At 70.5% G+C, this 13,499-nt stretch carries 11 protein-coding genes, 1 tRNA gene and 2 pseudogenes; 3 read left to right on the top strand and 11 right to left on the bottom strand.

The features are described from left to right. Window positions 1-32 precede the first annotated feature (32 nt). From K7G60_RS39415 to K7G60_RS17725, 7 genes and pseudogenes are all read right to left on the bottom strand, one after another. Window positions 33-83: pseudogene (locus K7G60_RS39415) on the bottom strand (hypothetical protein); the annotation flags it as partial. 533 nt (window positions 84-616) lie between these two features. Next, window positions 617-1,534 carry a homoserine kinase gene (thrB, locus tag K7G60_RS17750; protein ID WP_015036193.1) on the bottom strand — a complete coding sequence of 306 codons (918 nt, stop codon included), beginning with the start codon at window positions 1,532-1,534 and terminating at the stop codon, window positions 617-619. 282 nt (window positions 1,535-1,816) lie between these two features. Further along, window positions 1,817-2,887 carry a threonine synthase gene (gene thrC / locus K7G60_RS17745; RefSeq protein ID WP_225801895.1) on the bottom strand — a complete coding sequence of 357 codons (1,071 nt, stop codon included), beginning with the start codon at window positions 2,885-2,887 and terminating at the stop codon, window positions 1,817-1,819. Window positions 2,888-2,893: 6 nt separating this feature from the next. Beyond that, window positions 2,894-4,186: a homoserine dehydrogenase gene (locus tag K7G60_RS17740; protein WP_225801894.1), complete on the bottom strand. Its 1,293-nt coding sequence runs from the start codon at window positions 4,184-4,186 to the stop codon at window positions 2,894-2,896. Between the two features lie 126 nt (window positions 4,187-4,312). Continuing rightward, window positions 4,313-5,704 carry a diaminopimelate decarboxylase gene (gene lysA / locus K7G60_RS17735; protein WP_225801893.1) on the bottom strand — a complete coding sequence of 464 codons (1,392 nt, stop codon included), beginning with the start codon at window positions 5,702-5,704 and terminating at the stop codon, window positions 4,313-4,315. Window positions 5,705-5,718: 14 nt separating this feature from the next. Then, the gene (nrtL, locus tag K7G60_RS17730; protein WP_225801892.1) at window positions 5,719-6,681 is read right to left on the bottom strand and encodes an ArgS-related anticodon-binding protein NrtL; all 963 of its coding nucleotides are present in this window, start codon (window positions 6,679-6,681) and stop codon (window positions 5,719-5,721) included. Window positions 6,682-6,790: 109 nt separating this feature from the next. Beyond that, window positions 6,791-7,276: a response regulator gene (locus tag K7G60_RS17725; RefSeq protein WP_225801891.1), complete on the bottom strand. Its 486-nt coding sequence runs from the start codon at window positions 7,274-7,276 to the stop codon at window positions 6,791-6,793. A gap of 160 nt (window positions 7,277-7,436) precedes the next feature. Between K7G60_RS17725 and K7G60_RS17720 the strand changes: the two genes are divergently transcribed. Then, a tRNA-Arg gene (locus K7G60_RS17720) sits at window positions 7,437-7,508 on the top strand. A gap of 654 nt (window positions 7,509-8,162) precedes the next feature. Further along, a complete protein-coding gene (locus K7G60_RS17715) occupies window positions 8,163-8,576 on the top strand; it encodes an Imm10 family immunity protein (protein ID WP_225801890.1) in 414 nt (137 codons plus the stop codon). Window positions 8,577-8,907: 331 nt separating this feature from the next. On the opposite strand, the gene K7G60_RS17710 is transcribed toward K7G60_RS17715, so the two are convergent. From K7G60_RS17710 to K7G60_RS17695, 4 genes and pseudogenes are all read right to left on the bottom strand, one after another. Further along, on the bottom strand, window positions 8,908-9,441 hold the full coding sequence (locus K7G60_RS17710; protein WP_225801889.1) for a hypothetical protein: 534 nt from the start codon (window positions 9,439-9,441) through the stop codon (window positions 8,908-8,910). Continuing rightward, a pseudogene (locus tag K7G60_RS17705) lies at window positions 9,440-9,675 on the bottom strand (IS5/IS1182 family transposase); the annotation flags it as partial. The pseudogene K7G60_RS17705 and the gene K7G60_RS17710, both read right to left, overlap by 2 nt. Before the next feature lie 529 nt (window positions 9,676-10,204). Beyond that, on the bottom strand, window positions 10,205-10,501 hold the full coding sequence (locus tag K7G60_RS17700; protein WP_225801888.1) for a hypothetical protein: 297 nt from the start codon (window positions 10,499-10,501) through the stop codon (window positions 10,205-10,207). Window positions 10,502-10,855: 354 nt separating this feature from the next. Next, complete coding sequence (locus K7G60_RS17695; RefSeq protein WP_225801887.1) at window positions 10,856-11,578, bottom strand: hypothetical protein; 723 nt, start codon at window positions 11,576-11,578, stop codon at window positions 10,856-10,858. A 943-nt stretch (window positions 11,579-12,521) separates the two neighbouring features. Between K7G60_RS17695 and K7G60_RS17690 the strand changes: the two genes are divergently transcribed. After that, window positions 12,522-13,463, top strand: a complete 942-nt coding sequence (locus K7G60_RS17690) for a ParB/RepB/Spo0J family partition protein (RefSeq protein ID WP_225801886.1) — start codon at window positions 12,522-12,524, stop codon at window positions 13,461-13,463. Window positions 13,464-13,499 lie beyond the last annotated feature (36 nt).

The following is a 13,499-nucleotide window of genomic DNA, read 5'->3' as shown; positions in this document are numbered from 1 at the left end:
TCGATCAGCTGGCTCTTGCGCATCCGCGCGGTGCCCCTGATGCCGAGGCCGGACGCGACCTGCTGCAGCTCGGCCAGGACCATGCCCTCGAGGCCGGTGCCGGAGCGGCGGCGCCGTGCGGTGCCGGTGGCACCTGCGGCGGGCGCGGCGGTGTCGACACTGTTGTCGGCAGTCACGCCCATCAGATCGGTGGTGTCGCTCACGAAGGGTCCTTCCCTGGAGCGGACGTCGGCCATCTGGCTCGGCGACCGGTTGTGCTGTCCGGCAGGGTCCTGGTTCGTGGACCGTGTCCGGGGCGGTGGTCCCGCCGGGTACGGCGGAGAGAAAACGTGCTGTGGTCCGGCCCGAGCGCCCCCTGCTCGGCCCTCACTGTAGAAGAGCGAGGGGTGTCGTGCCGGTTCCGGAGCGTGCTCGAAACTGCTCAGGCAGGCTGCTCAGGCAGTTGGGGAGGCTCCCGGAAGAATGGTGGTCCCTGATGGGGACACTCCGCACCGCTCCACAAAGAGGTCGGGTGCAGACTTGAGGTTAACACTACCGGCTCCAACAAACATTCCCCCTCTCCCTCACCGGCAATCTCCTGTCCGAGGCGCTGCCCGGCGCCCCGGCCGCCGCGCGCCTAGGGCGCCAGCGGCAGGACACTCGCTCCGGACGCGTCGAGGTCGAGCCGGTTCGCGGCCCAGCCCTCGCCCGCGAGGCGGGCGACCTTGTCGGCCGTCCCGTGTTCGGCCAGCGCGAGGACCGTGGGGCCCGCGCCGGAGATGACCGCGGGGACGCCGTCCGCGCGCAGCCGGTTCACCAGGGCGATGCTCTCCGGCATCGCGGGGGCCCGGTACTCCTGGTGCAGCCGGTCCTCGGTGGCCGCGAGCAGCAGCTCGGGGCGGCGGGTCAGGGCCTCGACGAGGAGGGCGGCGCGCCCGGCGTTGGCGGCGGCGTCCACGTGCGGGACGGTGCGCGGCAGGAGTCCGCGGGCGGTCTCGGTCAGTACGGGCTTTCCGGGGACGAAAACCACCGGAACGATGGAATCCGAAGGGTCCATCCTGATCGCCCGCGCGGCACCGGACTCGGTCCAGGCGAGCGTGAATCCGCCGAGCAGACACGCGGCGACGTTGTCGGGGTGGCCCTCGATCTCGGTGGCCAGCTCCAGCAGGGCGGCCTCGTCGAGCCTGGCGTCCCCGCCTATGGTCACGGCGCGGGCGGCGACGATGCCGGCGCAGATGGCGGCGGAGGAGGAGCCGAGGCCGCGGCCGTGCGGGATGCGGTTGGCGCAGACGACCTCGAGGCCGCGCGGCTGCCCGCCGAGCAGGTCGAAGGCCGTGCGCAGGGAGCGTACGAGCAGGTGACTCTCGTCGCGCGGGAGCGTCTCGGCGCCCTCACCGGCGATGTCGACGTGCAGCCCGGAGTCGGCGACCCGGACGACGACGTCGTCGTAGAGCCCCAGCGACAGGCCGAAGGCATCGAAGCCCGGGCCGAGGTTGGCGCTGGTGGCGGGGACGCGCACCCGTACGGCGGCGGCGCGGAACGCTGGACCGGCCATCGCTCGTTGACTCTCCTTGATCGCGAAAACGGTGTTTCAGACAACGGGTATTCAAGAGAAGTACTCGGGGACCCGGGGGCCGTTTCGGCCGCGGAGGCGACAACGGCAACGACACCGCGCATATGCGTCGGGGCGGGTTCGGTACAGCCTATCGAAGGAAGGTTCTGTGGCGACATAGGGCGCACAGGAGGCGCACGATGCGTGTCGCGAGCCATCCTGTGCACCTATGTAGGTTCCTGATCGGGTTTCACCTGATCAGGAACCGGTGAGGCCGGGCTGTTTTCAGGCCAGGCCGAGGCGCTCGGCGGCGGCCGCGGCGTCGACCGGGACGGTGACCGGCTGCGGCGCGCCGGCGACGGCCCAGTCGGGGTCCTTGAGGCCGTTGCCGGTGACCGTGCAGACGATCCGCTGGCCGGGGTCGACCTTGCCCTGCGCGGCGGCCTTCAGCAGGCCGGCGACCGAGGCGGCCGAGGCGGGCTCGACGAAGACGCCCTCCTGGGCGGCCAACAGGCGGTAGGCCTGCAGGATCTCACGATCCGTCACCTCGTCGATGAAGCCGCCCGACTCGTCGCGCGCGGCGATCGCGTAGTCCCACGAGGCCGGGTTGCCGATGCGGATCGCGGTGGCGATCGTCGACGGGTCCTTGACGACCTCGCCGCGCACGAGCGGGGCGGAGCCGGAGGCCTGGAAGCCCCACATGCGCGGGCGGTGGGTGGCGAGACCGTCCTCGGCGTACTCGCGGTACCCCTTCCAGTACGCCGTGATGTTGCCCGCGTTGCCGACCGGCAGGACGTGGATGTCGGGGGCGTCGCCCAGCATGTCCACGATCTCGAACGCGGCGGTCTTCTGCCCCTCGATGCGGACCGGGTTGACCGAATTGACCAGCGCCACCGGGTAGTTCTCGGAGAGGCTGCGGGCCAGGGTCAGGCAGTCGTCGAAGTTGCCGTCGACCTGGAGGATCTTCGCGCCGTGCACGAGGGCCTGGCCCATCTTGCCGAGCGCGATCTTGCCCTGCGGCACGAGGACGGCCGAGACCATGCCGGCACGGACCGCGTACGCCGCCGCCGAGGCGGAGGTGTTGCCGGTGGACGCGCAGATGACCGCCTGCGCGCCCTCCTCCTTGGCCTTGGTGATGGCCATGGTCATGCCCCGGTCCTTGAAGGAGCCGGTGGGGTTGGCGCCCTCGACCTTGAGGTGCACCTCGCAGCCCGTGCGCTCGGAGAGGACCTGAGCGGGGACGAGCGGCGTGCCGCCCTCACGGAGCGTGACGACCGGCGTCGTGTCCGTGACCGGAAGGCGGTCCCGGTACTCCTCGATGATGCCGCGCCACTGGTGGGTGCCCTTGTGGGTCATGGGTCCTTACTCCCCTTCAACACGCATGATGCTGGCGACACCGCGCACGGTGTCGAGCTTGCGCAGCGCCTCGACGGTCCCGGAGAGGGCGGCGTCGGGCGCGCGGTGGGTGACGACGACGAGGGAGGCCTCGCCGTCCTTGCCCTGCTGGCGCACCGTATCGATGGATACGGCGTGCTCGGCGAAGACCGTCGCGACCTGGGCGAGGACGCCCGGCTTGTCGGCCACGTCGAGGCTGATGTGGTACCGCGTGACGACCTCGCCCATGGAACTCACGGGCAGCTGGGTGTACGCGGACTCGCCGGGGCCCGTCGCCTCGTTGAGACGGTTGCGGCAGACGGCGACGACGTCGCCGAGCACGGCCGAGGCGGTCGGCGAACCGCCCGCCCCGGGGCCGTAGAACATGAGCCGCCCGGCGGCCTCCGCCTCGACGAAGACCGCGTTGTACGCCTCGCGGACGGAGGCGAGCGGGTGGCTGAGCGGGATCATCGCGGGATGCACGCGCGCGGTGACGGACCCGCCGTCGGCGGCCCGCTCGCAGATCGCGAGCAGCTTGATGGTGCAGCCCATCTGCTTGGCGGAGGCGAAGTCCGCGGCGGTGACCTCGGTCATGCCCTCGCGGTAGACGTCGTCGAGGCGCACGCGCGTGTGGAAGGCGATCCCGGCGAGGATGGCGGCCTTGGCGGCGGCGTCGAAGCCCTCGACGTCGGCGGTCGGGTCGGCCTCGGCGTAACCGAGCGCGGTGGCCTCGTCGAGCGCCTCGGAGTACCCGGCGCCCGAGGTGTCCATCTTGTCGAGGATGAAGTTGGTGGTGCCGTTGACGATGCCCATCACCCGGTTGATCTTGTCGCCGGCGAGGGACTCGCGCAGCGGCCGGATGAGCGGGATGGCGCCGGCGACGGCGGCCTCGTAGTACAGGTCCTGCCCGTGCTGCTCGGCGGCGGCGTACAGGCTCGCGCCGTCCTGGGCCAGCAGCGCCTTGTTGGCGGAGACGACGGAGGCGCCGTGCTCGAAGGCGGTGGTGATGAGGGTGCGGGCCGGCTCGATCCCGCCGATGACCTCGACGACGACGTCGATGTCCCCGCGTTTGACCAGGGCGGTCGCGTCGGTGGTGATCAGCTCGGCGGGGACGCCCCCGCGGACCTTGTCGGGCCGGCGGACGGCCACACCGGCGAGCTCGACCGGCGCGCCGATGCGCGCGGCGAGGTCGTCGGCGTGCGTCGTCATGATGCGCGCCACCTCTGAGCCGACCACTCCACAGCCCAGCAGCGCCACCTTCAGCGGACGCGTACGCATCATCCGACCTCGTTTCTCGTACTACTTCGTCGTCGTATTTCTACGGTGGAACCAGTCTCACTCACCGGACGGGGGTTTCAGCCCCCCGTCCGGATCCTGAGACATCTATTTCATCACTCGACTATTTCATCAGCCGACGTCGAGACGCAGGAGATCTTCCTCCGTCTCGCGCCGGACGATGACCCGCGCCTCGCCGTCGCGGACGGCGACGACGGGCGGCCGGAGCGCGTGGTTGTAGTTGCTGGCCATGGAGCGGCAGTACGCGCCGGTGGCCGGCACGGCGATGAGGTCGCCGGGCGCCAGGTCCGAGGGCAGGAAGGCGTCCCGCACGACGATGTCGCCGCTCTCGCAGTGCTTGCCGACGACGCGGGAGAGCATCGGCTCGGCCTCGCTGGTCCGCGAGACGAGGCTCACGCTGTACTCGGCGTCGTAGAGCGCGGTGCGGATGTTGTCCGACATGCCGCCGTCGACGCTCACGTACGTCCGCAGCCCTTCGAGCGGCTTGACGGTGCCGACCCGGTAGAGGGTGAAGGCGGTGGGGCCCACGATGGCCCGCCCGGGCTCCACGGAGATACGGGGAGTCCGCAGGCCGGCGGCCTCGCACTCCCGCGTGACGATCTCGCTCAGCGCCTTGGCGATCTCGTGCGGCTCGCGCGGGTCGTCCTCGGAGGTGTACGCGATTCCCAGCCCACCCCCGAGGTCGATCTCGGGCAGCTCGACCCCGTGCTCGTCCCGCACCTCGGCGAGCAGCTGGACGACGCGCCGCGCGGACACCTCGAAGCCGGCCATGTCGAAGATCTGCGACCCGATGTGGGAGTGGATCCCGATGAGCTCGAGGCCGTCGAGCTTGAGGGCCCGCCGCACGGCCTCGGCGGCCTGCCCGCCGGCGAGGGCGATGCCGAACTTCTGGTCCTCGTGGGCGGTGGCGATGAACTCGTGCGTGTGCGCCTCGACACCGACGGTGACCCGGATCTGCACCCGCTGCCGCTTCCCGAGGGACTGGGCGACATGGGCGACCCGCACGATCTCCTGGAAGGAGTCGAGCACGATCCGCCCGACCCCGGCCTCGACGGCCCGGCGGATCTCGCCCTCGGACTTGTTGTTCCCGTGGAAGGCGATCCGCTCGGCGGGCATCCCGGCGGAGAGCGCGGTGGAGAGCTCACCCCCGGAACACACGTCGAGATTGAGCCCTTCCTCCTCGAGCCACCGCACGACGGCGCGGGAGAGGAAGGCCTTGCCGGCGTAGAACACGTCGGCGTCCTTGCCGAAGGCCTCGGCCCAGGCGCGGCAGCGGGCGCGGAAGTCGGTCTCGTCGAGGAAGTAGGCGGGAGTGCCGAACTCCTCGGCGAGTGCGTCGACCGCGATCCCGCCGACGGTGACGACCCCGCGCTCGTCCCGGCTCACCGTCCGGGCCCAGACCTTGGGGTCGAGCTGGTTGAGGTCGGCCGGCGGGGCGGAGTAGTGCCCCTCGGGAAGGACATCGGCGTGACGGGGCCCGGCGGGGTGGGCGGAACGGCTCATGACGACTGGCTCTTTCAGATCTGGTCGGGTGCGCTGATGCCGAGCAGGGACAGGCCACCGGCGAGCACCGTCCCGGCGGCTTCGGCGAGCGCGAGCCGGGAGCGGTGGGCGGCCGAGGGTTTCTCGTCGCCGAGCGGCAACACGGTGTGCTGGAACGCGAGCAGCGCGTCGGCGGTGGCTTCCAGGTGCCGGGCGACCCGGTCGGGGGCGCGGTGGCGGGCGGCGGCGAGGAGGACGACGGGGTGGTCGCCGAGGACGCCGAGGAGCTCGGGTGCGTGGACGTCGGCGTCGTACGAAGGGGTGAAGCCGAGCTGCAGCGCGTTGACGAGCAGCCGCCGGGCCCGGGCGTGGGCGTACCGCACGCGGAAGAGGGGGTTGCGCTCGTGCTGGACGAGGAGGGGCGGCCCGTCGAGGACCCGATCACGGCTCGCGGCCCGCAGCACGGCCCACCGGGCCGCATCGGCACCGAGGAGGTCGGGCCGGTACTCCCCGCCCCGCACGGGGATCCGCTCGTCCCCGCCGAAGGAGGCGTCGGCCCCCTGGCTCCGGAGCAGCCGCAGCACGACTTCGGTCACGACCGAGGCGCGCCCCGGGGCCGGCTCGGCGAACCGCACGACGGTTCCGGCGAGGGCGGTGCCGTGTCCGTACGCGAGCCCGACGCCCCGGATCGCACGTACGAGATCACCACCGGCATCGGCACGGAGGGTGAAGTTCAGGAACCCGGGCCCGGTGATGTCGACGGCGAGGATCCCGGGGCTCTCACGGAGCCGCTCCCGGAGGATCTCCGCGACGTCGAGGGGGGCGCGCCCGGCGGGCCGGGCCAGACTGAGCGCGACGCTGCTGGCGTACTCCCCGGTCCCACCGGGCCGGGCCCGCTCCACCTTCACCCGCGGGGGGACGTCGACCCGCAGCGCACCGTCGTCGACCGCACGGCGCACGGCGTGCTGCACGGTGAGGGAGAGGTCCGCGGGGGTCACGGGACCAGCCTAGGGGAGGAGGGGGGTCGGAACGCGAACCGGTTTCGCCATGCGGGACCGCGGCCGTCAAGATCCGGAACGCTCCGTGCCGCTCCGGCGTCGCTCCGGCTCAGACCACCCCGTGCGCGCTCCCGGCACGCCAGGTGCCCTGCTCCTTCAGCCCCTCGACTGCGGCGGGTTCCTCTCCCCCGTCGGGCCCGGCCGCCCCGGGACGCTCCCGCCGCTCGCGGTGCATCAACTGCCGCACCACGCGCACGAGCTCCGAGGGCTCGAAGGGCTTGGCGAGGAACGCGTCGACACCGGAGGAGACCCCACCGACCTCGTGCTCGCCGCAGGCGCTGATGATCGCCACCGGCAGATGACTGGTCCGCGGGTCGGCCCGCAGCCGCTCGGCCGTCTTTATCCCGTCCAAGCGGGGCATGACGACGTCCAGGGTGACGACATCAGGACAGACCTGATGTACGACATCCAGACACTCGGCACCATCGGCCGCGGTCACGACCTCGAACCCCTCGAGTTCGAGATTGACCCTGATCAACTGGCGGATCACCTTGTTGTCATCGACAACGAGCACCCGACCGGACACGCCTGACACACGAACGAGAGTAGGCCGCCCCGCACGGCTGCGTCCGGGTTTTACCCACTTCTGACCCGTGCGGGGGACGGACCCCCCGGTGACGCCCCGGAAATACCTGTTCACAGGCACGCCCGGAGAGCTGGTAGGGTTCTACCCGTCGCCGAGAAACACGGCGGACGCCCCCGTAGCTCAGGGGATAGAGCAACGGCCTCCGGAGCCGTGTGCGCAGGTTCGAATCCTGCCGGGGGCACTTCGCAGGAAGTGCCAAGAGACCCCGTGATCAGCGGTAACGCTGGACGCGGGGTCTTGTTGCATGTGCAGGCGTGTGCCGGGGCGAGCGGCCGTATGTCGGGGTCCGTGGGCTATTCGTGGACAGATTCTCGGGGCATCGGCGCAGGTCGGTCCCAGGAACGGTGAAGGCCCCCGGACAGGTCCAGGGGCCATGAGGCTGGCGCGCAGGGGCGCTCACTCGTACTCGTGCAACAGGTCCTCGATGCGCCGGTTCGCCACTTCCTGACGGCCGTCAAGACCCGTACACGGCGCGGGAGCGCGCCGCCTTTACGGCGGGGCGCCACGTGCAGCGGGCAATCGAGAACCGGCCCACACTCGGGCGAGCAGCTTGGTGAACCTGCGAAGCGCGACGTAGAGGGGTAGCCGCAGGACAAAGATGGTGCCTCCGGCGGGGGGCGCTCCGGCTTCGGGATGGAGGGGGCCCGTGCGCGGGTGCCGGCCGGTGGGGTGTGGCGGTGGGAACTCCCGTTCCGTCTGCCGTCGACCCAGGCAGAGCCGAGCAGACACGGCACCGGGCAGGCGGGACGGGAGTCGGGGTGAGTGGTGGGAGAGGAACGTCGCCGCCTCACTGGTCGTCCCATCGACCGTCAGTCCTCAGTGTTAGAACGCCTGCATGACATACAGGTTCACGGCATTGCTTGCGTGCGGGTTCGATGATCCCGCAATGGACGACTGTCTGATGGCAGGTGTGGCCGAGTCGGGCGACGAGGACGGCTTCTCGCTCATGTTCATGTGCGACTTCAACGAGCCCGACGCGCAAGAGGTGTCCCTGGGCATGGACACGCACTGCCTCGTCACGCCCGACCAGGGCACCGCCTACGGCTGCGTACGCGAAGTACAACTGGACGACGACGTGCTGCGGGTGACCTTGGACCCCGAGTCGCTGGACGACCTCGGACTGACGGACCCCGTCATCGAGGCACTGCTTCGTGCCCCGGCAGAGGACTTGGCTCGGATGCGTGAAGTCCTCCCGCGCATCCTTCGGTACGGACGCCCAGAAGGCCGTCCCAGGTTGATCGGTGCGTAACAAGTGCCTCGCGCCCCATCGAGCGGGGAGTACCGGGGAACGAGGGTCGGCGTCGAACAGCGCGCAGCACGACGGCCCCTGACCGAGTCACCTGGTCAGGGGCCGTTCACCTGCGCGGTGGATGTGGGATTTGAACCCACGGTGACTCGCGCCACGACGGCTTTCAAGACCTCTGCCTGACCACTGGCCATCGGCCGCCTCGCGTCCGCACCGCCTGAATACCGATGCTCCAACCATCGCTCAGCGTGAAAGCGTCTGGCGGGATGGTTCCAGTCGGTTGCCGGGAGGCAATGGACGACCTCATCGCGCCAGATGGGGTTGTTGGCGCTGGTCATAGATCGCAGGAAACCTCAGCCAACCATTCCGGGGTGTAGCACTCGGCGAACGACCACTTCTGGTCCGAGTAGTGATCGTCTGTGCTGTCGGTGTACACCTCAAGCCTGCCTTGCGGCGTCAAGCGGTAGTACTCGCGAATCGGGTCACCCTCCACGGTGGGATAGGTCACCTTCAGTTCCGCGCTCTCGCCGTTCTCGAGGGCTCGCTGGAGGCAGACGATTTCCCGCGCCGCCTGCTTCTGCATCTCTTCGCCCTGATCCAGGCTCACCTCGCCACAACTTGAGAACTCGGTTCTAGACTTCCAGCGTTCCTTGACTGGATCGTTCAGCATGCCGCAACCGGCAACCAGCAAGGATGTCAGCGCTACCGCGACGAGCCGCGCGCGAATCGAAACAGCCGCCACGCAGCGACGACGGGCCCTGTCTTGAGCTGTCACGCCGCCCCCTTCCTGGCCGTCAGACGCGGCTTCGACGAAACCGGTTCCGTGCGCGTGCGTGGCAGATCCGTGCCGGATCGAGCGGTCAGCCACGGTCGGTGATCAAGTGGATCTTCGAACCGTACTTGCCCCGGTCCGCAGGATCCGGACCGGTCAGGTCCCTCTTTTCAAGGCCCGCACGTTCACCGAGTCGATCGCGCAGCGGGACCGGTCCAGCTCGCCGCGGGCGCCGAGCTCGTCGAGCGCCACGCGGTGGAGCCTGGCCCACGCCCGCGCCTTCGACCATTCGCCGAACCGTCGATGAGCCGTTGCCCCGGACAGCTCGAAGCGCCAGATCCTTCACACAGCGCTTGCTCTGGAAGTCGTAGTGGTCTGCGTCAGCGGCGAAGGACCGGGCCCCAGGCGGCAGATCACCAACGATCGAGGGCAGACGCTCCAGGTAGGGAGCCGCGTCCAAGACCCCTGACAGGTCGCCGGCCTGCGCATCAAGATTGACGTACTCCATCGGCCTTCGCCCCGCTCATGACTTCCCGCTGTGAGATGACGTCCATAGCGCGAGGCCGAGGGGGCTGTCACAGATCTCTCTACCTCATAGGTTTCTCTACCTCATCAAGGCACGCGCCGCGCACGACGCGGCGCGCACGGCCCGTCGCCCCGGCCTGCGCTGCTGTCTGCGACCCGCTCCGGTTCCGGGATGGCGGGGGCGCCGTACGCGGGTACCGGCCTGTGGGGCGTGGCGGTAGGGCTCCCCTCCCGTCTGCCGTAGGCCCAGGCAGAGCCGAGCAGACACGGCGTCTGGGGCGACGGCAGACGGAGGGGAGCCAGGGCGAGGGTGGCCTGGGCCCTGTCTTTCGGATCAGCCTGTGGGGTGGCGGCGGGCGCGGAGCAGGTGGACGCCCTTCACGGCGTGGACGGCGGCCACGAGCACGAAGCCGGCGAGGGAGAGCCAGAACCAGGATTCCGCCACCACGAGGCTCAGTAGCAGGCCGCTGAGGAACAGCATGCCGCCGACGGTATCCAGCAGGTCGAGACGCGCCTTCGAGCGCACCGCGGGGTCGGCTCCGCGTAGCCGGCGGACGACGGGGACGAGGGCGAGGGCCTGCAAGACGGCCAGGCCGAGGGCGATCCAGACGAACCGGTCAGGTATGTCCACGGCGCGCACTGTACCGCCCGCCCGGGGCCTTCGGGAGGGAGGCTCCAGGGGAGGCGGGACGCAGGTTCGGGGTGTGAGCCCCACGCGGTCCGCGCGGCGGAAGTCGCCACGTGCCCCGTGCGGCCGATCGGTCGGAGCTGGGCGGGGAGTCACGGGACCACTAGAGACATCGCCTCTTCTGCCCGAGTCAGCAAAGGTGCGGGTGAGCCCGGATCTGCGGAGGAGATCTTCCGAACCGGGGCTCTTGCGGTTGACGGAAGCCTGCCCGTCCGGTGGGCTCCGCCTGCGGCTGGAGACCCGGGCGAGTACGACGAGGCGGTGCCGGCGGTGTCGGTGGTTCTGAAGCTCAGAGCGTCAGCCTGATGTCCGGTGAGCCGTCGCTCCCCCGCAGTTCAGGGCGTTGCTGATCTCCCGAAGGCGGCCTCGGGGCAGGGCGAAGGCGTTGCCCGGGTTTCGATAGGAGTGACCTCCGTCGTTGATCCAGACGCCGTCCGCCCGTCTCCAGTGGGCGGGGGCCCATTGGCCTTGCTTCTCAAGGAGCATGCCCGCCACCTCGGCGGGCTCTTCGATCACAGTGAGAGCGGCAAGCGCGGCGGTGAGGGCAACGCTTGCGTCGTCGGGAAGCAGTGCGTCGCCGAGTGTCGGGAAGAGCAGCAGGAGACGGGCATCGGGGTCGTCGATGCCCCTTGTGGCCGGCTGCCGGGCAGCGGACAGCAGCTCCGGCCAGGCCATGCCGGGCCCCATGAAGTGGCCGTCGTCCACAGCGACGGTCTCCGCTGCCGGCCACGCGGGGTGATGGACCAGGTAGTCCACCCCGTGCTCTCCCTCGATGTTGCGGTAGATCACGTGGATCGTGTGCCCGGAGCACAGAGGCACGCTGAACACCGGCCACGCGCGCTCGGCGGACAACGCGCGGCACAACTCCATGGCCGCGTCCCGGTCGGCGCCGAACGCGGCTCTCTGTGCGTCTTCACCGCGCAGGGAGGTGCCGAGGTGCACGGGCCAGAACAACGGGTCGTCCAGGTATGCAGAGCCTTGAACCAGAGGGCCGTCCATGTATCCGGGGATCTTCAGCACCCGAGGATGATGGCATCGGGGTCGGACACCGCCTCGGGTGCTCCGGGCCATGCGGTCCCGTCTCGTCCGGCATCGTTCGCCGGCGTCTGCCGAAGACCGGAAGGCCGCTGCCGCCGGGGGCAGCCGCTCGTTAACGCAGCTGAACTCCCCGGCACGCGGCCCAGCGCCGTCCAGTGGGAAAGTGGGCGGGCCGGTGGGTCGTCAGTATTCGGACATGCCTTCCAGTCATGGCGAGCGGGCCCTCTGACAACTGGCGTGCGTGGATGGCCGAGACGGCCCCTGAAGTGGCGGCCGGCGCTCTTCGTTCAGGGCCGTCCGTGGGACACACGCGCCCGGAGCCGTGTGCGCAGGTTCGAACGCGTTGCCCTGAGGGGCCCCGAGCGCCCGTGGCCTTGAGGCTTCGGTGTCGTACGGCTCGCCCGGGGCGGGTCGCCGTCCGGGGGCGGAGCGGTTGCCGGTGGGGGGAGCGGTTGCCGGTGGGCGGTCGGGTTTCGTTTCGGAGGCCTCTTCGAGCAGAAGCCGTAAAGCCCTGTGGGGGTTTCCGTCAATTTTCCGGCCCCGCGTGCGAGGGGAATTCCCAGGGATTACGGTGTGTCGCAGCCGATGTGTTCTCCCGCGTCAAGCGGCGGTTCCGGGGAGCGGAACCCGGCGCGTCCACTACCCGATCGAGCAGTGGTCACTACCCACCTTGGAGCCCTGGCGCTGTTGCCCGTGTCCTGACCTGATGGACATGATGCGCATGGCAGATTCCCGATGCTGGAAAATCCATGCGGTGCCGGACCCGAGCCACGGCCGGCCGCCGCGGGACCGTCTGCCGTGCACGCCCGGCCGCACCTTCCGAAAAGGGAGTGGACGTATGTGGAGCAATGTAGAGGCTTCGATATTCAAAAACAACTCTCCCGACGGCGAATTTCCGGCACGGAAAGAGAAAAAGACGGCCCCCGTGCTGGTGCCGATCTCCTCGCTGCGGCCGGCCGACTCGCCGCGGCTGACCGGGGAGAACCCCGACCACGTGGAGTTGCTGGCCGCGGCCCGGGGGCTTCCGCCGATTCTCGTGCAGCGGAGCACGATGCGGGTGATCGACGGCATGCACCGGGTGCGGGCCGCGCTGCTGCGGGGCGAGGAGAGCATCTCCGTCACGTTCTTCGAGGGGGACGACAGCGAGGCGTTCCTCCGAGCCGTCGAGGCCAACATCAAGCACGGGCTGCCGCTCTCCCTGGCGGACCGCGAGGCCGCGGCCGGCCGGATCCTCGTGAACCACCCGCAGTGGTCGGACCGGACCGTCGCCGCCGCCACCGGGCTGTCCCACACGACGGTGGGGGTGATCCGGCGTCGTTCCCGCGTCCCGGCCGCGCAGGAGATCAGCCGGGTGGGGAGGGACGGACGGGTCCGTCCGCTGGACGGTGCGGCGGGCAGGCGGCGGGCGAGCGAGGTCATCGCCATGAATCCCGACGCGCCGCTGCGGGCCATCGCCCGGGAGGCCGGCGTCTCGGTGGGGACGGCCCGGGACGTGCGGGAACGCCTGCGAGCGGGCCGGAGCCCGTTCCTGGGCGCGCGGCGCGGCGCCGACCAGGAGCCGGATCCGTCCGAGTCGCAGCGGCACGGCGCGGGCAGGGCCCCGGAGAGCGCGGACTGGCGCTCGGTGCTGGGCAGTCTGAGCAGGGATCCCGCGGTGCGGTACGCGGAGAACGGCCGCGCCTTCGTCCGGTGGGTCGACGGCCATGTGATCGAGCCGGTCGAGTGGGGCGAGCTGATCGATGCCGTGCCACCGCACTGGCGCGACTCCGTCGCCGAGTTGGCCCGGTCGTGCGCCGGGGCGTGGCTGGAGTTCGCACAGGAGCTGGAACAGCGGTCGGGGACGACACCCGAGCCGGGAGCGGCGTGAGCGGGTCCGCCGGATTCCCGCGCGGCAATCCCGACG

The sequence above is a fragment of the Streptomyces sp. NK15101 genome, from assembly GCF_020400725.1.
GTDB lineage: Bacteria > Actinomycetota > Actinomycetes > Streptomycetales > Streptomycetaceae > Streptomyces.
Note: the sequence above shows the minus strand (reverse complement) of the source record. Positions and strands in the feature narration are given on the sequence as shown.

Bases quoted from the DNA above. Each gene is read 5' to 3' on its own strand.
- thrB (WP_015036193.1), bottom strand. From the start codon at position 1,534: ATGGCCGGTCCAGCGTTCCGCGCCGCCGCCGTACGGGTGCGCGTCCCC.
- thrC (WP_225801895.1), bottom strand. From the start codon at position 2,887: ATGACCCACAAGGGCACCCACCAGTGGCGCGGCATCATCGAGGAGTAC.
- K7G60_RS17740 (WP_225801894.1), bottom strand. From the start codon at position 4,186: ATGATGCGTACGCGTCCGCTGAAGGTGGCGCTGCTGGGCTGTGGAGTG.
- lysA (WP_225801893.1), bottom strand. From the start codon at position 5,704: ATGAGCCGTTCCGCCCACCCCGCCGGGCCCCGTCACGCCGATGTCCTT.
- K7G60_RS17715 (WP_225801890.1), top strand. From the start codon at position 8,163: ATGACATACAGGTTCACGGCATTGCTTGCGTGCGGGTTCGATGATCCC.